This is a genomic window from Streptomyces sp. NBC_00663 (genome assembly GCF_036226885.1).
Classification (GTDB): Bacteria; Actinomycetota; Actinomycetes; order Streptomycetales; family Streptomycetaceae; genus Streptomyces.
The window spans coordinates 495,353-515,610 of the sequence record NZ_CP109027.1 but is presented as its reverse complement, the minus strand read 5'-3'; the positions used below and the strand labels follow the sequence as shown (position 1 = coordinate 515,610).

Annotated in this window: 21 protein-coding genes; 14 read left to right on the top strand and 7 right to left on the bottom strand. The window is 71.4% G+C overall.

Going from position 1 to position 20,258, the window contains the following annotated elements; translation table 11 throughout:
* Positions 1 to 54: 54 nt before the first annotated feature.
* From OG866_RS02500 to OG866_RS02490, 3 genes are all read right to left on the bottom strand, one after another.
* Complete coding sequence (locus tag OG866_RS02500) at positions 55 to 1,392, bottom strand: ABC transporter substrate-binding protein (protein WP_329331641.1); 1,338 nt, start codon at positions 1,390 to 1,392, stop codon at positions 55 to 57.
* An 80-nt stretch (positions 1,393 to 1,472) separates the two neighbouring features.
* Positions 1,473 to 2,393 carry a carbohydrate ABC transporter permease gene (locus OG866_RS02495; protein ID WP_329331639.1) on the bottom strand — a complete coding sequence of 307 codons (921 nt, stop codon included), beginning with the start codon at positions 2,391 to 2,393 and terminating at the stop codon, positions 1,473 to 1,475.
* A 4-nt stretch (positions 2,394 to 2,397) separates the two neighbouring features.
* The gene (locus OG866_RS02490; RefSeq protein ID WP_329331637.1) at positions 2,398 to 3,324 is read right to left on the bottom strand and encodes a carbohydrate ABC transporter permease; all 927 of its coding nucleotides are present in this window, start codon (positions 3,322 to 3,324) and stop codon (positions 2,398 to 2,400) included.
* A 228-nt stretch (positions 3,325 to 3,552) separates the two neighbouring features.
* Between OG866_RS02490 and OG866_RS02485 the strand changes: the two genes are divergently transcribed.
* On the top strand, positions 3,553 to 4,635 hold the full coding sequence (locus OG866_RS02485; RefSeq protein ID WP_443063490.1) for a LacI family DNA-binding transcriptional regulator: 1,083 nt from the start codon (positions 3,553 to 3,555) through the stop codon (positions 4,633 to 4,635).
* Between the two features lie 220 nt (positions 4,636 to 4,855).
* Here OG866_RS02485 and OG866_RS02480 read toward each other — a convergent pair whose 3' ends face one another.
* Positions 4,856 to 5,458: a TetR/AcrR family transcriptional regulator gene (locus OG866_RS02480; protein WP_329331635.1), complete on the bottom strand. Its 603-nt coding sequence runs from the start codon at positions 5,456 to 5,458 to the stop codon at positions 4,856 to 4,858.
* 132 nt (positions 5,459 to 5,590) lie between these two features.
* On the opposite strand from OG866_RS02480, the gene OG866_RS02475 reads away from it, so the two are divergent.
* A complete protein-coding gene (locus OG866_RS02475; RefSeq protein ID WP_329331633.1) occupies positions 5,591 to 6,502 on the top strand; it encodes an NAD(P)-dependent oxidoreductase in 912 nt (303 codons plus the stop codon).
* Here the strand turns inward: OG866_RS02475 and OG866_RS02470 are convergent.
* The 3 genes from OG866_RS02470 to OG866_RS02460 form a co-directional block, all read right to left on the bottom strand.
* Entirely contained in the window at positions 6,474 to 7,037 is a 564-nt protein-coding gene (locus tag OG866_RS02470) for a GNAT family N-acetyltransferase (protein WP_329331631.1), read from the bottom strand. The two genes, OG866_RS02475 and OG866_RS02470, sit on opposite strands and share 29 nt — an antisense overlap.
* A 78-nt stretch (positions 7,038 to 7,115) precedes the next feature.
* Complete coding sequence (locus tag OG866_RS02465) at positions 7,116 to 8,276, bottom strand: tyrosinase family protein (protein WP_329331629.1); 1,161 nt, start codon at positions 8,274 to 8,276, stop codon at positions 7,116 to 7,118.
* A complete protein-coding gene (locus OG866_RS02460) occupies positions 8,173 to 8,808 on the bottom strand; it encodes a hypothetical protein (protein WP_329331627.1) in 636 nt (211 codons plus the stop codon). Before OG866_RS02460 ends, OG866_RS02465 begins: the two co-directional genes overlap by 104 nt.
* A gap of 213 nt (positions 8,809 to 9,021) precedes the next feature.
* Between OG866_RS02460 and OG866_RS02455 the strand changes: the two genes are divergently transcribed.
* From OG866_RS02455 to OG866_RS02400, 12 genes are all read left to right on the top strand, one after another.
* The gene (locus tag OG866_RS02455; RefSeq protein ID WP_329331625.1) at positions 9,022 to 10,065 is read left to right on the top strand and encodes an ABC transporter substrate-binding protein; all 1,044 of its coding nucleotides are present in this window, start codon (positions 9,022 to 9,024) and stop codon (positions 10,063 to 10,065) included.
* A 56-nt stretch (positions 10,066 to 10,121) separates the two neighbouring features.
* Positions 10,122 to 11,087 carry a FecCD family ABC transporter permease gene (locus tag OG866_RS02450; protein WP_329331623.1) on the top strand — a complete coding sequence of 322 codons (966 nt, stop codon included), beginning with the start codon at positions 10,122 to 10,124 and terminating at the stop codon, positions 11,085 to 11,087.
* Between the two features lie 4 nt (positions 11,088 to 11,091).
* A complete protein-coding gene (locus tag OG866_RS02445; RefSeq protein ID WP_329331622.1) occupies positions 11,092 to 11,865 on the top strand; it encodes an ABC transporter ATP-binding protein in 774 nt (257 codons plus the stop codon).
* A 68-nt stretch (positions 11,866 to 11,933) separates the two neighbouring features.
* Positions 11,934 to 12,512, top strand: a complete 579-nt coding sequence (locus OG866_RS02440; protein ID WP_329331620.1) for a hypothetical protein — start codon at positions 11,934 to 11,936, stop codon at positions 12,510 to 12,512.
* Positions 12,513 to 12,552: 40 nt separating this feature from the next.
* Positions 12,553 to 13,272 (top strand): YcnI family copper-binding membrane protein, encoded by a 720-nt coding sequence (locus OG866_RS02435; protein ID WP_329331618.1) that lies wholly within the window; start codon positions 12,553 to 12,555, stop codon positions 13,270 to 13,272.
* 101 nt (positions 13,273 to 13,373) lie between these two features.
* Entirely contained in the window at positions 13,374 to 13,697 is a 324-nt protein-coding gene (locus OG866_RS02430; RefSeq protein WP_443063489.1) for a hypothetical protein, read from the top strand.
* Complete coding sequence (locus OG866_RS02425) at positions 13,694 to 15,952, top strand: heavy metal translocating P-type ATPase (protein ID WP_329331615.1); 2,259 nt, start codon at positions 13,694 to 13,696, stop codon at positions 15,950 to 15,952. The genes OG866_RS02430 and OG866_RS02425 overlap by 4 nt, the downstream gene beginning before the upstream one ends.
* A complete protein-coding gene (locus tag OG866_RS02420; protein WP_329331613.1) occupies positions 15,949 to 16,461 on the top strand; it encodes a copper chaperone PCu(A)C in 513 nt (170 codons plus the stop codon). The genes OG866_RS02425 and OG866_RS02420 overlap by 4 nt, the downstream gene beginning before the upstream one ends.
* Before the next feature lie 81 nt (positions 16,462 to 16,542).
* A complete protein-coding gene (locus tag OG866_RS02415) occupies positions 16,543 to 17,199 on the top strand; it encodes a hypothetical protein (RefSeq protein WP_329331611.1) in 657 nt (218 codons plus the stop codon).
* Between the two features lie 183 nt (positions 17,200 to 17,382).
* Complete coding sequence (locus tag OG866_RS02410; protein WP_329331609.1) at positions 17,383 to 18,015, top strand: sigma-70 family RNA polymerase sigma factor; 633 nt, start codon at positions 17,383 to 17,385, stop codon at positions 18,013 to 18,015.
* A gap of 260 nt (positions 18,016 to 18,275) precedes the next feature.
* Positions 18,276 to 18,704 carry a VOC family protein gene (locus OG866_RS02405; RefSeq protein WP_329331607.1) on the top strand — a complete coding sequence of 143 codons (429 nt, stop codon included), beginning with the start codon at positions 18,276 to 18,278 and terminating at the stop codon, positions 18,702 to 18,704.
* A 74-nt stretch (positions 18,705 to 18,778) separates the two neighbouring features.
* Positions 18,779 to 20,230, top strand: a complete 1,452-nt coding sequence (locus OG866_RS02400; protein ID WP_329331605.1) for an amidase — start codon at positions 18,779 to 18,781, stop codon at positions 20,228 to 20,230.
* The last annotated feature ends 28 nt before the right edge of the window (positions 20,231 to 20,258 follow it).

Below are 20,258 nucleotides of genomic sequence, written 5' to 3'. Positions count from 1 at the left end.
CGCCGCCCGGCGTTCGTTGCTTCCGCGAGAAGTGCTTCTCGGCTTCCGCGAGAACTACTTCTCGATGGTGAAGCCCTGCTCCTCGCCGTACTTGACGGAGGCGTCCTGCCAGGCCTTCAGGCCGTCGGCCAGCGTGGTGCTGGAGACGTACGCCTTGCCGACGGTGTCGTTGAAGATCGAGTTGGCGTACTGCTGGAACGGCAGGTACGACCAGTCGCTCGCCACGTTCGCCGCGGACTCGGCGAAGATCTTGTTCGCCTCCTGGCCGTCGAAGTAGTCGAACTTCTTGCTCTGGAAGGCGGGGGCTTCCAGCTCCGCCTTGGTGGCGGGGAAGGCGCCCTCGGAGACACGGGTGGCGACACCGGCGCCGGAGTTGGCGTACTCGGTGAAGGCGTAGGCGAGTTCCTTGTTCTTGGCCAGCGCCGGGACGGTCAGCGAGGAGCCGCCGTTCTCCGCGCTCGCCTTGTCACCCTTGGTCCAGGCCGGGAGGGCGGCGGCGCGCCACTGGCCCTTGGCGCCCGGGACACCGGTCTCGAAGTTGGCGGGCATCCAGGCACCGCTGGCCAGGGTGGCGATGCTGCCGTCGCCGAGGCCCTTGTACCAGTCGTCGGTCCAGCCATTGATCGGGGCGAGCAGCTTCTCGTCGATCAGCTTCTGCCAGACGGTCTCGAACTTCTTGGCGCCCGCGTCGTCGAAGTTGATGCCGACCTTGGTGCCCTCGACCTTGTACGGGCGCGAACCGGCCTGCCACAGCATGGAGGTGGTGAAGCCCGCGTCACCGGCGTCGTTGGCGATGTAGACCTTCGGGTCGGCCTTGTGGAGCTTGCGGGCCGCGTCGAGGTACTCGTCCCAGGTGGTCGGGACGGCGATCTTGTACTTGTCGAAGACCTTCTTGTTGTAGAACAGCGCCATCGGGCCCGAGTCCATCGGCAGGCCGTACACCTTGTCGCCGTCGCTGACCGCGTTCCACGGACCGGCCGTGTACTTGGAGGCGAGCTTGTCGGCGCCGTAGGGGGCCAGGTCGGTCAGGCCCTTGGTGAGGGAGTACTGGCCGAGCGCGAAGTACTCGACCTGGGCGACGTCCGGGACGCCCTTGCCGGCCGAGATCGCGTTGGACAGCGCGGTGTAGTGCTTGTCGCCGGAGCGCTCGCTGACCAGGTTGACCTTGACCTTCGGGTACTTCTTCTGGAAGTCGGCGGCCACGGTCTTCAGGGTGGGCTCCCAGGCCCAGACCGTGATGGAGCCGCCCTTGTTCAGGGCCGCCTTGATGTCGGCGGCGGAGACGGCCTTGGTGTCGGAGTCGTCGTCCGAGCCGCCGCAGGCGGTGACGCCCAGGGCGAGGGTGGAGACGAGGGCGATGCCGCGCAGGATGCGGCTCGTTGTTCTGCGCATGGAGGTGCTTCCACTTCTTCGTGGGTGGGACAGGTGAGGGTGGTGGTGCTTCATTGGGGGGCTTGGGCGCGCCCGCGGTGTCACTCCTTGACGCTTCCGGCGGCGAGGCCGGACTGCCAGTACTTCTGGAGGAACAGGAAGGCGGCGATCAGGGGGATGATCGTGATGAGGGAGCCGGTGATGACCAGGTTGAAGATCACGTCACCGCCGATGGTCTCGGCCTGGGAGTTCCAGGCGCTGAGCCCCAGGGTCAGCGGGTACCAGTCCGGGTCCTTCAGCATGATCAGCGGAAGGAAGTAGTTGTTCCAGGTGGCGACCGTGGTGAACAGCAGCACGGTCACGATCCCCGGGGCCAGCAGCGGCAGCGCGACCTGGAAGAAGGTGCGGACCTCGTTCGCCCCGTCCATCCGGGCCGCTTCCAGCAGCTCGGTCGGGATCGCCTCGGCGGCGAACACCCACATCAGATAGAGGCCGAACGGCGAGACCAGCGACGGGATGATCACCGCCCAGGGGGTGTCGGTGAGACCCATCTTGCTGAACATCAGGAAGGTCGGCACGGCGAGGGCCGTACCCGGCACGGCCACCGCGCCGATGACGACGGCGAAGATCCCGCGCTTGCCGGGGAAGTCGAACTTCGCCAGCGCGTATCCGCCCAGCACCGCGAGGAGCGTCGCGCCGCCGGCGCCGAGCACCACGTACAGCAGGGTGTTCAGCAGCCAGCGGACGAAGATGCCGTCGTGGTAGGTGAACGTGGTCCGGATGTTGTCCCACAGGGCGAAGTCATGGGCGAACCACAGTCCGTTGGAGGCGCCCAGCCCCGCCTGCGTCTTGGTGGAGTTGATGACCAGCCAGATCAGCGGCGCCACGGTGTACAGGACCATCAGGGCCATGAGTCCCGTGAGCAGCAGGCTGCGCTTCGGCTTGCCCGGGTTGTGCTTCTTGCGCGGGGTGCGCAGCGGGGAGGCGCTCTTGGTGGGGGGAGCGGCGACAGAGGTGCTCATCGGGTCACGCTCCCTTGCGCATGCCGCGCAGCTGGACGGCGTAGGCGACGATCATCGTGAGGACGCCCATGATGATGGCCACCGTCGCGGAGTAGTTGTGCTGCTGGCCGTTGAAGGACAGCGAGTACGTGTAGAAGTTCGGCGTGTAGTCGGTGGTGATGGCGTTGCGTGCCAGCGGGCGCAGGATGTTCGGCTCGTTGAAGAGCTGGAAGCTGCCGATGATCGAGAAGATCGTGGCGATGACGATCGCGCCCCGGATCGCGGGCAGCTTGATCGAGCTGATGATCCGCCACTGACCCGCGCCGTCGATCTCCGCCGCCTCGTACAGCGAGGTCGGGATGACGCGCAGCGCCGAGTAGAAGATCAGCATGTTGTAGCCGACGAACTCCCAGGTCACGATGTTGCCGATGGAGGCGAGCACCCAGTCGGGGGAGAGCAGGTCGGGCAGCGAGGTACCGAACGCCTCGTTGATGTCGCCGACCAGGCCGTACTTGGTGCCGTACATGAAGCCCCACATCAGGGTGGCGACCACGGCGGGCACGGCGTACGGCAGGAAGATCGTGATGCGGAAGAAGCTCTTGCCGTAGAGCCGGCCGCTGTCCAGCGCCAGCGCCACCAGCAGGGCGATGCCGAGCATGATCGGCACCTGGATGGCCAGGAAGAGCGCCACCCGGCCGACGGCCTGCCAGAACTGGTCGTCCTTGAGGGCCTGGGTGTAGTTGTCCAGGCCGACGAACTGGTTGCCGCCGATGAGCTGGTTGCGGAAGAGACTCAGGTAGATCGAGTACGCGATGGGTGCGAGGAAGACCAGTGCGAAGACCGCCACGAACGGGCCGATGAACCCCCACCCCGTCCAGGAGCGTCGGTCCCGTTTCGCCGGAGGCGGTGCCGGGCGCGGCTCGGCGGCGGCCGGCGGTTGCAACGTTGTCATGATCGTTCCTCGCTCGTTCACTCATGGAACCCGCGCTCCCCAGCGGTTTCCCGTGTGGAGCGGCCGTGATGTTTACGCAAACATCGAGCAGCGGAAAAACTGACCTGAGCTGTTATGTTTACGTAAACATCCGATGGCGGCATGTCTACACTCCTCCGCTGACAGAGGTCAAGGGTCCCCCTGGAGGATCGTGATCAAAGCGATGCAAGGAGAGGCAGGGGGTTGAAAATGGACGCGACGCACGGCTCGCCGCCGCGGGTGCCCGCACCGGCGGTGAGCGGCGGACGGCGCTCGGCCGGACCGGCACGTCCCTCGGTCTCGATGGCCGACGTGGCGCGGCTCGCCGGGGTGTCCTCGCAGACCGTCTCCCGCGTGTCGAACGGCTATGCGGGCGTCAACGAGGAGACCCGACAGCAGGTCCTCGCCGCCATGCGCGAGCTGGGCTACCGCCCCAACAGCGCCGCCCGCGCCCTCAAACGCGGCGAGTTCCGCACCCTCGGCGTGATCACCTTCTCCCTCTCCACCACCGGCAACGTCCGCACCCTGGAGGCGATCGCGACCGCGGCGGCCGCCGAGGGCTACGCGGTGACCCTGCTCCAGGCCACCGTCCCCACCCAGGACGAGGTGCGCGGTGCCTTCTCCCGCCTTGAGGAACTCGCCGTCGACGCGGTGATCGTCATCATGGAGGTGCACCTCCTGGACGCGGCCACCATCAACATCCCGCCCCACGTCCAGGTGGTCGTCGCCGACTCCGACGCGGGCGAGCGGTATACGGTCGTCGACACCGACCAGGCGGGCGGCACTCGCACCGCCGTCGAGCATCTCCTCGGCCTCGGCCACGAGACGGTCTGGCACCTCGCCGGTCCCGAGGACTCCTACGCCGCCCAGCGCCGTACGGACGCCTGGCAGGCCACGCTCACCGAGGCAGGCCGACCGGTGCCGCCGCTGGTGCGGGGCGACTGGTCGGCGGAGTCCGGCTACCGGGCAGGCCTGGAGCTGGCCGCGCGCGAGGAGTGCACGGCGGTCTTCACGGCCAACGACCAGATGGCCCTCGGCCTGCTGCGCGCCCTCCACGAATGTGGCCGCCGCGTCCCCGAGGACGTCAGCGTCATCGGCTTCGACGACATCGCCGAGGCGTCGTCCTTCCAGCCGCCCCTGACGACCGTCCACCAGGACTTCGCCGAGGTCGGCCGGCTCTGTGTACAGGCGGTGCTGCGCAAGATGCGCCACGACGCCACGCCGCACGGCACGACGCTCGTGCCGACCCGCCTGATGGTCCGTGCGAGCACGGCGGCGCCGAGAGCGGACTGAACGCCGGTCGGAGGCGGGCCGAGTGCCGGTCGGAGGGCGGTGCCGGTGTGCGCCGGGCGAGCCGATCGGAGTGGTGCGGCGGGGCGGGCGAGGTCCGGCGTGGCCAGGAGGCCTGGCCGTCGTCCCGCCACCGACATCAACTGCGGCCTCAGGAAACGGCGCTGTTGTTCCCTGGTGAAAGCGGTGGTCGCCCTTGTCGAGGACGCCGCCTCCACCCCCGTCAGGAGCGTCCGGCGTTCGCGTCCACCGCCGCGTCGAGCAGTGGGCCCAGTTCGCGGGCCACGGTCGTCAGGGCGCGTACGTCCTGTTCGGCCCGGGCCATGAGGATCGCCCCTTCCAGGGCGCTGATCATGAGCGTGGCCAGCGCGCCGGTCCGTTCCTCGGGTACGCCCATGTCCGCGAGGGCCCGCGCCACCGGCCGGGACCAGGTGGCGAACGCGGCGGCGGACGCCTCCCGGGTGGACGCGGTGGACTCGGCGCAGTCCACCGTGGCCGCGGCCACGGGGCAGCCGCCCGCGAAGCCGGCGCGTGCGTACTCGTCGGTCCACTGGCGGACCATCTCGGCGAACAGTCCGCCGGGCGTCGGCTCCGGCAGCGCGGCGAGGAAGCGGGCGACACGGTTGCCCGCGTACCGGCCCGCCCAGCCGACCGCCTCGTTGACGAGCTGTTCCTTGCCGCCCGGAAAATAGTGCTGGAGCGACCCGCGCGGCGCCTCGGCGTGGGCGGCGACCTCACGCATACCGGTGGCGGCGACCCCGTCGCGCCGGATGAGCTGGGCCGCGCTGAAGACCATCCGCTCGCGCGGCCCTCGTTTCGCCACCATCCTCGGCCTCCCTGAGTCGAGCTTTCCGCCCGCCATCCTATGACCACGGTCATAGGGCGTCGGCTACTATGACCGCTGTCATAGTCGAGGGTGTGCGACACGCAGTCCGTCGCCGACCGCGGGTGGTGGTGCATGGTGTACGTCGGTTTCGTCGGCCTCGGTGTCATGGGGCAGCCCATGGCCCTCAACCTCGCCCGCGCAGGGACGCCCCTCGTCGTCTGGAACCGCACCCCGGGCCGGTGCGACCCCGTGCGCGCCGCCGGAGCGGACGTCGCGGCCACCGCCGCCGAGGTCTTCGCGCGGGCGGGGACCGTGATCCTCATGCTGGCCGACGAGGACGCCATGGACGAGGTCCTCGGCCGCGGTACCGCGGCCTTCGCCGCGCGCGTCGCCGACCGCACCCTCGTCCACATGGGCACCACCTCCGCCGAGTACTCGGCGGACCTGGCGGAGGCGGTCCGGTGCGCGGGCGGACGCTATGTCGAGGCCCCGGTCTCCGGCTCCCGAGTCCCGGCGGAACAGGGGGAGTTGGTCGGGATGCTCGCGGGGGAGCAGGACGCGGTGGCGACCGTACGGCCGCTGCTCGCGCCGCTGTGCCGCGAGACGTTCGACTGCGGGCCGGTACCGGGCGCCCTGCTGATGAAGTTCTCGGTGAACCTCTTCCTGATCACCCTGGTCACCGGGTTGACCGAGGCGTTCCACTTCGCCGACCGGCACGGCCTCGACCAGCGGCTGCTGCGGGACGTCCTGGACGCCGGCCCGATGGCCAGCGCCGTCTCCCGAGTGAAGGGCGCCAAGCTGGTGGACCGTGACTTCGGAGTCCAGGCGGGCGCCGCGGACGTGCTGAAGAACAACCGGCTGATCGCCGAGGCCGCCCGCAGGACGAAGCTGGCCTCGCCGCTCCTCGACGTCTGTCACGCCCTCTTCGACGAGACCGTGGCCCGGGGGCACGGCGGCGAGGACATGGTGGCCGTACTGCGTGCGACCGAGGCCCGGACCGACGGCGCCCCCGTGCCTACCGCCGCTCCCACCGCTCCTTCGTGATCTCGTACCGCACGCCCCCGTGCTCGGAGCCCTCGACCGGCTCCATGCCGGACGGGGTGGGGATGGCGTCTGTGAAGGTCATCCCGAGCTTCTCCATGACATTGCGCGAACCGCGGTTCACGGCCATCGTCTCGGCCCAGACCATGCGCAGACCGAGCTCGGTGAACGCCTTGGCCAGCAAGGCCCGTGAGCCTTCGGTGGCATAGCCCCTGCCCCAGGCCGACTGCCGCAGCCGGTAGCCGAGTTCGGCCTCGTCCAGCGGGCCCCGCGGTCCCGGGCGCAGACAGAACCAGCCGATGAACGCGCCACCGTCCCTCTCGTGCGCGGCGAACAGCCCGAGATCACCGCCCCATTCCTCGTAGCCGGCGAGGATTCTCGGCAGATGGCGTTCGCGAACCGTCTCGGGGGCGGTCGGCGCACCCCCGGTCAGATAGCGCATCACCGCGGCGTCACTGTCCAGCTCGATCAGCAGGTCCGCGTCGTCGGCGGTGAAGCGGCGCAGCGTCAGGCGTTCGGTCTCGAGGTAGGCGTCCACGGAGTGGATGGTGCCCGACGCGGGCCGCGCGGTTCAACGGCCCGCCGAACCCGTGTCTGAGCCGAGTCCGGTGGGGTGTCAGGCGTAGTGGTAGCCCTCGGCGTCCATGGTCCGCGTGTCCAGCACCTGAAGTACGGTCACGGCCGCGGCGGCGGAGAAGTCGGGCAGGAGCGCCTTCAGTTGGGGCGTCTGGGCGGTGTCGTACCCCGGTGTCGCTCCCACCCAGGGCCACATCATGTCGTCCCGGCCGTGGCCGGGTGGCTGTGCCTCGTCGGTGAACGGCGAGAGCTGCCCCGGCGGAGGGTAGTGGTCCTTCGGCTGGGAGCCCGGGACGGCGGCGAGGCGGCCGGCCTGCCAGTTGGCCCACAAACGGTCGACGTTGGCGTGGTGGAGCCAGAAGACGGGGTCGTTGGGTGAGAACCCACCGGACATGTGGCCGCCGATGAAGTTGTGTCCGGTGTTGTGGGTGGGCGTGAACACCTGGGCGCCGTGCGCGTCCACCCCCATGAAGCCTTCTTCGATGCCCGCCCAGAAGTACCAGAACGGGTGGACGCCGGGGTGCTGCCGGACAAGTCGTTCGAGCTGGGTGATCTGGGCCTTCGCTGGGGGCCAGGTCTTCGCCCCCCGTCCCCTGGCCAGCCGCGTCCCGAAGCCCTCTTCCAGCAGGGGGTGGATCGGGAAGCCCGTCACCGCCGGGATGTCCGTCGGCCACCAGGGCGGACGTTGGGCCGGTGGGACCGGGTTGCGCAGCACGCTGTCGGACAGCGGCTTCGGGGTGCCCGGGACGAGGGAGCCCAGGAAGTCGCCGGTGAACAGCTTGCCGACGGCGCTCGGGTGATCCGTCCAGTCCCAGTACGGCACGGTGACGCCGGGGACCTCGGCCTGGAGCGCCTTCTCGAACTCGCGGACGTACTGGCGGTGCCAGGCGCAGAAGCCGATGTTCCAGTGGGCGTAGTTGACCGGCTGGTCCGGGGGAGATCCCGGCGGCAGGACCGTCATGACCGCGGAGTGCAGGGCGACGAACTGGTCGTAGACGCTGACGCCCGGGGGGCCTTGCGGGGCGGGCCGGTGCTTGAGGCGGACGAGGGCTTCCAGGAACCGGTCACGCTCCTGGGCGGTGAGGGCGACGGCACTCTTACGGATGTCCATGGCCGCTGCCTCCACCCGGGTGGTCGTGGTGATCGCCGTGGCCGCCAGGGGTGTTGTGGTCGCCGTGATCGTCGTGATCGCCGTGGTCATCGTGGCCATCGTGGCCATCGTGGTCGTGACCGGGCTGACCGGGCTGACCGGGCTGAGCGGGTTGGTCGCCGGGCGGATGCCGGTGTTCGAGGTGTCCGGTGGCCGGCACGCCGAAGAGGCCCGCGAAGAACGGGCGCGCGGGGTCGTCGGACAGGAGGCGGCTGACCAGGGCGCGGAGCGTCTCACCGGTCTTCGTCCGCAGGGCGAGCTCGCTCTGGTACATGCTCGCGGGGCCGAGGCCGATCTGGAGCAGTACGCCGGAACGGTTCGAGGCGACGCCGATCTCGGCCGGCTGCGTGCCGACCAGGCCGCAGTGGATGACCCCCTCCAGGTTGTCGGCGAGTTCCCGGACGCGGTGCGCGGTGCAGCCGTCGAACGGGGAGAGGGTGGTGACCAGGACCAGATGCTCGATGAGCATCCGGGGGCCCGTCACGGCGATCCGCATCTCCGGAACGTCGACGAGCAGGTCCACCAGCGAGGCGCCCCCCTTGGTCAGGGCGACCGTCGTGCTGCCGACCGGCGATGTTGTCATGTACCCAGCGTTGACGCCGTCGTCCGTCGACGCGACCGGGGAGGTCCGAACGGGGGAGGCCGTCCTGCGGCCCTGGCCGCCGCGGAGGCAGTGTGACGTCGCCCGCGCGGCCGTCGCCCATGAGGTATCGGGACGTGTCAGGAACTCTCTGCCGCCTCGCCCCGACTACTGCAACAGAACCCTCCCACAACACTCCGTACGCAAGGAGCCCGAATGCCGATCAACCGGCCGGCCGCCACCGCCCTGGCCGCAGTCCTCTGTCTGCTCACGACAGCATGCGGCGGCTCGTCGGGACAGGGCGACGAGACCGACGGTCAGGACAGCGAGGCCGCGGCCTCGAAGGCCGGCTACCCGGTCACGCTCGACAACTGCGGACGCGAGGAGACCTTCGAGAAGGCCCCCAGCCGGGTCGTCGTCATGAACGGCGCCTCCGTCGCCGAGGTCTCCACGCTCCTCGCCCTCGGCCTCCAGGACAGGATCGTCGCCAACCAGCAGAGCTACGGCATGTCCGAGGTCCCCGGCCGCGCCGCCGCCGTCAAGGCCCTGCCCACCGGTGACATCAAGCTCAACGACGCCTACGACATCCCCCGCGAGGCCATGTTCGGTCTGCGCCCCGATCTCGTCCTGTCCCTCACCTCGTACGGCTTCGACCAGAAGAACGGCTTCGCCACCCGCGGGCAGTTGAGCGAGATCGGCGCCAACAGCTATGTCTCCCCGCAGGGTTGCGACGACGAACCCTCCGAAATGACTCTCGACGACAGCTATCGGCTGCTGCGCGACATGGGGAAGATCTTCAACGTCGGTGACAGGGCGGAGAAGTTGATCGCCGCCTCCGAGAAGAACATCGCGACCGTCGCCGAGAAGGTCGAGGGGGAGAAGCGGCCCGAGGTCATGGTGCTCTTCTCCCACATGACCATGGGCGCCAACGAGTTCAGCTCGGTCGTCTCCAACGGCATCGTCAACGACATCCTCGCCAGAGCCGGTGCCGTCAACGCCTTCGCGGACGCCTCCAGGACCACCTTCGCCGACCTGAGCAAGGAGAAGGTCGCCGCCGCCGACGTCGACGCCGTCGTCGTCATCGCCTACCACGACCCGAACCCGGCGGCCTACGCCGAGAAGCTGCTCAAGGAGTTCCCCCAGTGGCCGGCCGCCAGGAACAACACGTACGTGACGCTGTCCGACTCGATGTACCTCGGCCCCAGCAACGACCTGGCCGTGGAGAAGATCGCCACGACCCTGCACCCCGACGCGTTCTGAGCGGGCTGACCGTCCCGCTGGCGTTCACGGTCCTGCCTCTCGCCCTGGCGGCCACCATGATCGTGGCGATCAGCGTCGGCGCGGTCAACGTCCCGCTCGGCGACGTGTGGTCGATCGTCCTGCATCACCTGACCGGCGCGGGAGCGGCGCCGTCCGACCCCGCCCTCGACCAGATCGTCTGGAACTTCCGCACCCCGCGGGTGGTCCTGGCGGCCCTGGTCGGCGCGGGCCTGGCCGTCACCGGAGCGGTCTTGCAGACCGTGGTGTCCAACCCCCTCGCCGACCCCACCGTGCTCGGCTTCTCCTACGGCGCCACGCTCGGCGCGGTCCTCGTCATCACCCTCGACTGGGGCGCCGCGTTCGCCGGGCTCGGGGTGTCGGCGGCGGCCTTCGCCGGCGCGATGGTGGCGGGCGCGCTGGTCTTCGCCCTCGGACAGCGCCGGGGGAGACTGGCGCCCACCCGACTGGTGCTGGCCGGGGTCGCCGTCGGCTACGTCCTCCTCTCCGCGACCAGCTTCGTCCAGCTCCGAGCGACCCCGACCGAACTGCGGGCCGTCATGTTCTGGATGCTGGGCAGCGTGGCGGGCGCCCAGTGGGACCAACTGCCCACGGTCACCGGCGTGGTGGTGGCGACCACCGTGCTGCTGTCGCTGTTCGGCCGCCGGCTCAACGTGCTGCTGGCCGGTGACGAGTCGGCCACCGCGCTCGGCGTCGACGTCAGCCGGCTGCGCGGTGTCCTGCTGGTCCTCAGCGCGCTGCTGACCGGCACCGTCATCGCCGTCGCGGGCGGCATCGGCTTCGTCGGCCTGATGATCCCGCACCTCGTGCGGCTGACGACCGGCGCTGACCACCGTCGGCTGCTGCCCCTCACGGCGCTGCTGGGCGCCGTCTACCTGGTCCTCGTCGACCTGCTCTCCCGCACCCTCACCCGCCCCGCCGAACTGCCCCTGGGCATCCTCACCGCGCTGCTCGGCGCCCCCTTCTTCCTGTGGCTGCTGCGCCGCGACAAGGGCATGGACTGACGTCATGAATCTCACCGTCGACCAACTCCACATCACCCTGGACCGGGTCCCGGTCCTGCGCGAGGTGAGCCTGAAGGCCCAACAGGGCGACATCGTCGGGCTCGTCGGCCCCAATGGCAGCGGCAAGTCCACCCTGCTGCGCGCCGTCTACCGCTCGCTCCGCCCGCACGACGGCGTCGTCCGGGTCGGCGACGACGACGTATGGGCGCTGTCCGCCCGCGCCGCGGCCCGCCGCACGGCCGCCGTCCTCCAGGACGGGGGCGGCACCACCGCCGGCCTGACCGTCACCGAGATCGTCGCCCTGGGCCGCGCCCCGCACCACGGTCTGCTGGGCCGCGACGGCACCGAGGACCGGGCGGCCGTCACCGACGCCATCGACCGCTGTGGCGTACGCCCCTTCGCGCACCGCGACTACGCCTCCCTCTCCGGCGGCGAACGCCAACGCGTCCTGCTGGCCCGCGCGTTGGCCCAGCGCCCCAGGCTCCTCGTCCTGGACGAACTCACCAACCACCTCGACATCCGCGCCCGGTTCGAACTCCTGGACCTGATCCGTGCCACCGGCGTCACCGCACTCGCCGTCCTGCACGACCTCGACCTCGCCACCCGTCTCTGCGACCACCTGGTCGTCCTGCGCGAGGGAACGGTGGCGGCGGCCGGACCGGTCCTCGACGTGCTCACCCCGGACCTCCTCGCCGACGTGTTCGGCATCCGCGCGCGCACCGAACGACATGCCGACGGGGTCATCCGCATCACCTACGAGGCGCAGCCCCTCGCATGACGCGTAGGTACGGGCGGACGCGGAGGCTCCCGGGCGGCATGGCAGCATCGGGGGCGATGAGAGTGTCGGTGGCGGTCCGGAGCGTGCGCGCGGCGGTGTTCGCGGTGCTGTGCGTGCTGCTCGCCACCGGTGGACACGCTCTGGCCACGGGTGAGGCGCCGCCGGTGCGGTTCCAGATCGCCGCGGCCGTTCCCGTCTTCGCGGCCGGCTGTCTCCTCGGCGGCCGGGAACGATCGCTGACCGGGATCGGTGCCGTCACGCTCGCCGCCCAGGGCGGACTGCACATCGCCTTCCATTCCGTCCGCCGGCATCACTCCGCGATGGCCCTGCACGGCACGCGGATGACCCCACACGCCCATGCCCACTCCCACGCCCTGACCCCGCACGCCACCGCCGTCCACATCGCAGCGTCGCTCACCCTCACCTGGTGGCTGCGGCGGGGCGAGGCCGCGCTGTGGGCGCTGCTGCGCTGGGCGGTCGAGTTCGTGCCGGGGCTCCTCGCGTGGTGGCGGACGGCCGGAGGGGCGCCGGACAGGCCGCTGCCCGGACCGCGGATCCGCGTGGCCCGCCGATCGCTGAGGAGCGCGCGGCTGCGGTACGCCGTGCGTCGACGAGGACCGCCGGCCGGGATGTCGTACGCCGTCTGAACCCCGACATCCCTTCCGCGGTACGGAGAACCCCTCAGCCATGTCCACCACCCCGCGCCGGGTCGGCGCCGTCATCACCCTCGCCGCCGTCGGCCTCCTCGCCACCGCCGGCATCGCCTCCGCCCATGTCACCGTCCACCCCGAGAGCTACGCCAAGGGCGCCGCGGACGGCGTCCTGACCTTCCGCGTCCCCAACGAGGAGGACACCGCGAGCACCACAGAGGTGCAGGTCTTCCTGCCGACCGACCACCCGGTCCTCGGTGTCCTCGTCTCGCCGCGGGACGGCTGGACCGCCAAGGTCACCACCACCCGGCTCAAGACGCCGGTGAAGACCGACGACGGCAGCATCACCGATGCCGTCTCCGAGATCACCTGGACCGGCGGGAAGATCACGGCCGGGCAGTACGAGGACTTCGACGTCGCCTTCGGTCAACTGCCGGACGACACCGATCAGCTGACCTTCAAGACGCTCCAGACGTACTCGGACGGCAAGACCGTCCGCTGGATCGAGGAGGCCGCGCGGGGCGATGAGGAGCCGGAGAACCCGGCACCGGCCCTCAAGCTCACCGCGAAGGGCGCGGACGCCGGAACGGCGGCCACCGCGTCGGCGAGCGCGAAGAGCACCGAGTCGACGGCATCGGGCAGTGACTCCACCGCACGGGGGCTCGGTGTCGCCGGGCTCGCCGTGGGCGTACTCGGGCTGGCGGCAGCGGTGTTCGCCGTCGTGCGCGGCCGTACCCCCGGGTCGCGCGCCAACTAGCGCACGCGTCACGCGCGCCGCCCGCCCTGCCGAGGGTGTACCGCCGACAGGGCGGGCGCGCTACGACTCGCGTGATATGGATCACGTCGAGGCCGTGGAACGTGACGACCCGTCACCCCGACTCCTGGAACGGTAAGGCCGAAGGCCGTACGACATGTGATCTGGAGACGCGGTTGATGGACGAGTTCCGGCATTCTCCCTCCGGCCCGGGTGCGGGTGCGGGTGCGATGGCGTGGAGGTTCGCGCCGCCGCCCGCGCTCTGCGGCTTCCTCCTGCTGCTGGCGCTGATGTTCACCGTGTCGTACGCCGTCGGCGCGGCCGCCGGCCCGGTGGCACCCGGCATGCACGGCACCGCCACCACCGGCGACGCCGCCGACGTGGACGACACGGACATGGACGCCGGCACGCACGGGGCGGACCGATGAGCGGCACCGGATCCGTGACCGTCCTCGTGACCACCGACCTCACCGTCGGCGGCATGACCTGCGCGGCCTGCGTCAGACGCGTCGAGAAGAAGCTCGGCGGACTGGACGGCGTCACGGCGACCGTCAACCTCGCCACCGGACGGGCCCGCGTCAGCCATCCGGCGCGGATCAGCCCGCGGGAGCTCGTCGAGACGGTGGAGAAGGCCGGCTACACGGCCGCGCTGCCCGAACCGCCGAAGCAGCGGCGGGGCGCGCAGGGCGACGCGTCCGACGAGACCCGCGAGGAGCGGCAACGCCTGCGGATCACCGCCCTGCTCGCCCTCCCGGTGCTCGTGCTGTCGATGGTGCCGGATCTACAGTTCCGCAACTGGCAGTGGCTGTGCCTCGTCCTGGCCGCACCGGTCGCCGTGTGGGGCGCCTGGCCGTTCCACACCCGGGCGGTACGCGGCTTGCGGCACTCGGCGGCCACCATGGACACCCTGGTCTCGCTCGGTGTGATCGCCTCCTTCGCCTGGTCGGTGTACGCGCTGTTCCTCGGCGGCGCGGGCGACCCGGGCATGCGGATGCCGTTCAGCCCGATGCCCTCCGCCGCCGCTGACGGTGTCGCCCACGTCTACCTCGAAGCGGCCGTCGGCGTCCCGCTGTTCGTGCTGGCCGGACGTTATCTGGAGGCACGGGCCCGGCGCGGAACGGGGGAGGCGCTGCGCTCGCTCGCCCGACTCGCCGCCAAGGAGGTGGCCGTGCGCGAGGACGGTGCCGAACGGCTCGTCGCCATCGAGGACCTGGGCGTGGGGCAGGTCTTCGTCGTGCGGCCCGGTGAACGGGTCGCCACCGACGGGCGGGTGACGGAGGGAAGTTCGGCGGTCGACCTCTCCCTCGTCACCGGCGAGAGCGAACCCGTGGAGGTCGGGCCCGGCTCGGCCGTCGTCGGCGGGGCCGTCAACGCGGGCGGACTGCTGCTCGTACGCGCCACCGCGATCGGCGCCGACACCCAACTCGCCCGGATCACCCGGCTGGTGACCGAGGCCCAGGCGGGCAAGGCGAAAGCGCAGCGACTGGCCGACTCGGTGGCCGGGGTCTTCGTGCCGGTCGTGCTGGCGCTGGCTGTCACCGCGCTCGGGTTCTGGCTCGGCGCCGGAGCCGCTCCGCAGGCGGCCGTCACCGCGTGCGTGGCCGTCCTGGTCGTGGCCTGCCCGTGCGCCCTCGGCCTGGCGACGCCGACCGCGCTGATGGCCGCGACCGGGCGCGGGGCCCAGCTCGGCGTCCTCGTCACCGGTCCGCAGGCCCTGGAGGGACTCCAGCACCTGGACGCCGTGGTCCTGGACAAGACCGGCACCCTCACCACCGGCCATATGAGCGTCGCCCGCGTCACCGCCGTACCGGACGGTCTCGGCCGCGACGCCGTACTGCGGCTGGCGGGCGCGGTGGAGCAGGGGTCGGAGCATCCGCTGGGGCGGGCGATCGCCGCCCACGCCCGGCGGGAACTGGCTGAACAGCTGCCCGAGGTGCGCGAGTTCAGCGCGCTGCCGGGGCGGGGTGTGCGGGGGCGGGTGGAGGGGCGCCTGGTCGAAGTCCGGTCGCCGGACGACGAGTTGCCCGCCGGACTGGCCGTCACGGAAGACGCCGCCTACACGCCGGTACTGGTGTACGTGGACGACGTCGCCCAAGCGCTCGTCGAGGTCGGCGACGTCCTACGGCCCGGCAGCTACCGGGCCGTCGACCGGCTCCGGCGCCTCGGCGTACGGCCCGTGCTCGCCACCGGCGACCGGGAGGCACCCGCCCGGGCCGTCGCCCGGGCACTCGGCATCGACGAGGCGTACGCCCGCTGCGCTCCCGAGGAGAAGGCCGACCTCGTGCGCGGCCTACAGGCGCAGGGGCACCGGGTCGCGGTCATCGGCGACGGCGTGAACGACGCCGCCGCCCTCGCCGGCGCCGACCTCGGCATCGCCATGGGCACCGGTACGGACGTGGCCATCGGTGCCGCCGACGTCACCCTCGTACGCGGCGACATCGAGGCGCTGGCGGACGCCGTCCGGCTGGCCCGGCGCACCCTCTCCACGATCCGCGTCAACCTTGTCTGGGCGTTCGGCTACAACGCCGTCACCGTCCCGCTCGCCATGGTCGGCCTGCTGAACCCGATGCTCGCCGCGGCGGCGATGTCGGCCAGCTCGGTCCTGGTGGTCGCCAACAGCCTGCGCCTGCGCGCCTGGCAGCCGGCGCCCTCGTCCTCGCCCGCCCGGAGGCGCACCCGATGACCGGACAGAACCCGTGGCGGCCGACCCGGCGCCGCCTCGGCGACACCCTGAACGTCGCCCTCGTGCCCGTCGTCGCGTGCGGCCTTGCCCTCGGCGGACTGACCACCTGGGTCACCGCCGGGCAGGCGGGCAGCCCGCCCCGGCTCACCGTCTCCCCGGGACGGGTGCTCCTGCCGTACGGCGACACGACACGGACCGCGGCCTTCTTCGACATCGCCAACGCGGGCGACGCGGACGACCGGCTGCTCCGGGTGACGTCCGCCGAGACCGGGGGCGACATCGAGCTCAGCCGCCACCTCATGACCGGCGAGGCGGCCGCCACCCGGGAGACCGTGACTGCGGTCCCCGTCCCCGCGCGCGGCGGGCTGTCCATGTCGCCCCAGGACGTGGACGTCGTCGTGCGGTCCCGGGCGGCGTGGCGGGCGGGCGATCTCGTCGCGTTCACACTCCACTTCGAGCACAGCGGGGCGATCGAGACGCTCGCCCTGGTCGTCCGGCCGGGCGGCTGAACTGGTCCGACCCGCTGTGGCACCTGTGGATTTGTGTACCCCCGCCTGCCGACCGCTGCCCGGATGCGAGGATGAGGCGCCATGACAGCAGGGTGGTGTTCTCGCACAGTACGGGCCGCGGTGTTCGCGGCCGTCTGTGTGCTGCTCGCCGCCCTCGGCCACGTCCTGATGTCCGGCGCCGACGTGCCCGCCTGGGCCCTGGCGGCCGGCGTGACCGGGACGGGTGCCGTCGGCTGGGGCCTGGCCGGACGGGAACGCGGGCTGCCCCTGATCGTGACGGTCGTGGTCATGGTCCAGACACTCCTGCACGAGGCGTTCTCGCTCGCGCAGGAGTCGTCGGACGAACCGGCCCACATGCACATGCACATGCACATGCGCACAGGCTCGATGCACATGGACTCGCTGGACATGGGCGGGACGAGCATGGGCCACATGGGGCACGCCATGGACGGCGGCGGCGTCGGCTCGTCGTCGTACGGCATGCTCGCCGCCCACCTGCTCGCCGCGCTTCTGACCGGTCTGTGGCTGGCGTACGGCGAGAAGGCGGCCTTCCGCATCCTGCGCGCCGTGGCCGGATGGCTGGCGGCGCCGCTCCGGCTGCTGCTGGCGCTGCCGACGCCCGCCGACCGCCCCCGCGTCCGTCGCGGGCGCCCACGTTCGGACCGGGCACCGGCCCTGCGTCTCCTCGTCCACGCGATCACCTCCCGGGGCCCTCCGGTGGGGCCGGCTGTCGGCTGACGACAGCGGGTGTCCCGAGGCCGCCCCAGCGCGCCTCGGGCCTCGGCCGTACGCCCACGCAAGCACCGCACCCGTCATGGCGTGCGCCGCTATCCACGTGCCGTAGGGCCGTCTCCCCACTCACCGGACCCCCGCGCCCTCGCGCGCATCGGTCCGGTTCACGGATCCCGAGAAGGACACCAGGTGATCACCTCTGCTCTGCCTGACGCGCCCGTCGCGACGGACGCCAGAACCGGCACGTCGGCCTCCATCGACGAGTCGATAACCGCCTGGGCCCTGGCCGCCCGCGGCGGTGACACGGACGCCGTCGAGCGGTTCGTGCGCGCGCTCCAGCGTGACGTCCAGCGCTACGTCGCCCATCTGTGCGGCGACCCCCAGGCCGTGGACGACCTCTCCCAGGACACGTTCCTGCGGGCGCTCGGCAGCCTGCACCGCTTCGAAGGGCGCTCCTCGGCGCGCGCCTGGCTGCTGTCGATCGCCCGCCGGGCCGTCATCGACAGCTACCGGTACGCCGCCGCCCGGCCGCGCCTGTCCGACGTAGCGGACTGGCAACTGGCCGTCGAGCACGCCCAGCCGCAGGGCCTGCCCGGCTTCGACGACGGCATCGCCCTGCTGGATCTGCTGGCCACGCTGCCCGCCGAGCGCCGGCAGGCGTTCGTCCTCACACAGCTGGCCGGCCTGCCGTACGCGGAGGTCGCCGAGGCCGGCGACTGCCCGATCGGCACGGTCCGTTCCCGCGTGGCCCGCGCCCGGGCGAGCCTGCTGGACCTGCTGACCGAGGCGGAGGAGCCGACCGCCGCGCTCACGGCGGTCTGAGCCGCCGCCGTACGAGGGTGCCGGGGCGGCGCTCCCTTGCCGGAGCGCCGCCCCGAAAGGCGTTGCCCCCGCCGACGACGATCACTAGGGTCGGCCGGGTGACTGCCGGGTCGGCCTTGGGCCACACACGAGTGAGGTACCCGGCCTCGGCGTGAGCGCGAGGCGGGCACGAGGCCCGCCCCCTCTCCGTGTCTTTGCTCCCGGCGCCCGTATGCGGCGCCCCGTTCCAGCGGATCCCAAGACCGGAGAACCCACCCTTCATGTCCTATGACCAGCCGTCCCCGTATGCCTCCGAACTGGCGGCGGCCGACGTCCAGTTGAACCACACCGCCGTCTACGCGAGCGACCGGCACCTGTCCGCCGAGTTCCTCGCCGTGATCCTGGGGCTGAGGGTCGGCGCCCCCTTCGGGCCGTTCGTTCCCGTGGACCTCGGCAACGGCGTCACGCTCGACTACTACGAGAAGCGGGACGAGCCGATCCAGTCACAGCACTACGCCTTCCTCGTGCCCGACGACCGGTTCGACGCGGTGATCGCCCGCCTGGAAGCGGTCGGCGTCACGTACTACGCCGACCCCGCCCACACCGATGCCGGGCAAATCAACCGTCTGTTCGGTGGCCGCGGCGCCTACTTCGACGACCCGGACGGCCACAACATGGAGATCATGACGCGGCCTTACGTCCGTCCCTAGAGGGCGAAGGCGCCGAACCGGTTGCCCGACAGGGCATTTCGTGGCTTCTTCGAGGCGTCGGTACGGTCCCGTGCATGGACTGGAATCTTGCGACGGCCCAAGAACTCGCGGCTGCTCTGCGTGCCGGTGAAGTGTCCTCGGTGGAGCTGACCGAGCAGGCGATCGCCCGTATCGAGCGGGACGACAAGGAGGTCAACGCGATCTGTGTGCCGGACTTCGACCGGGCACGGGCCGCCGCCCGCGACGCCGACCGGGCGCGCGCCCGGGGTGAGGACCGGCCCCTGCTCGGTATCCCGGTGACGGTCAAGGAGTCCTACAACGTTGCCGGTCTGCCCACGACCTGGGGCGTGCCGCCGTACCGCGACCATCTGCCGCAGGAGGACGCGGTGCAGGTGTCGCGGCTCCGGGCCGCGGGCGCGGTGCTGCTCGGGAAGACCAATGTGCCGTTGGGGCTCCAGGACATCCAGAGCTTCAACGAGATCTACGGCACCACCAACAACCCGTGGGATCACACACGTACCGCGGGCGGGTCCTCCGGCGGATCGGCGGCGGCCCTGGCGGCCGGATTCGGTGCGCTGTCCATCGGCTCCGACCTCGCCGGGTCGCTGCGGACCCCCGCACACTTCTGCGGCGTCTACGCGCACAAGCCGACCCTCGGCCTCGCGGCGGCCCGCGGAATGGTCCCGCCGTCCGCCCCGGCCCTGCCGGCGGAGCACGACCTCGCTGTCGTCGGTCCGATGGCGCGCAGCGCCCGCGACCTCACGCTCCTGCTCGACGTGATGGCCGGCCCCGACCCGCTGACCTCCGGTGTGGCGCATCAGTTGACGCTGCCGCCCGCGCGCCACGAGCGGCTGCGCGACTTCCGGGTCCTGGTCCTCGACGAGCACCCGCTCATCGCGACCGGGGCCGCGGTCCGGGCGGGCGTGCGGCGGGTGGCCGACGCGCTGGCCGAGGACGGCGCCCGCGTCGAACGGCACAGCCCGCTGCTGCCCGACCTGACCGCAGCCGCCCTGGTCTACGCGCGGTTGCTGTTTGCCGGCGCCGCCGCACGCTATCCCGAAGACGCCTACGACGAACTGCGCGCCCAGGCCGCCCGGTTGAGGGCGGACGACGTCAGTCTCAGTGCGGCGCGGCTGCGGGCCACGGTGTCGAGCCACCGTGACTGGATCGAGGCGGACAACCGCCGTGAACTCCACCGCCACGCCTGGCGGCAGCTCTTCGGGGAGTTCGACGCCGTGGTCTGTCCGATCACGCCCACGCCCGCGTTCCCGCACGATCACGATCCCGATCTGCTGGGGCGCCGGATCGACATCGACGGCGTCGCGTACCCCTACCTCGACCAGCTCGTCTGGGCCGGTCTGGCGACCATGCCCGGGCTCCCGGCCACCGCGGTACCGGCGGGCCGGTCCGCCGAGGGACTGCCGGTGGGAGTACAGCTCATCGGGCCGATGTTCGAGGACCGCACCCCGCTGAGGCTGGCCGAACTGCTCGAACGGACGATCGGCGGCTTCCAGGCGCCGCGGTAAGGCACACCGCCTGCCCAGGGGTTGGGCG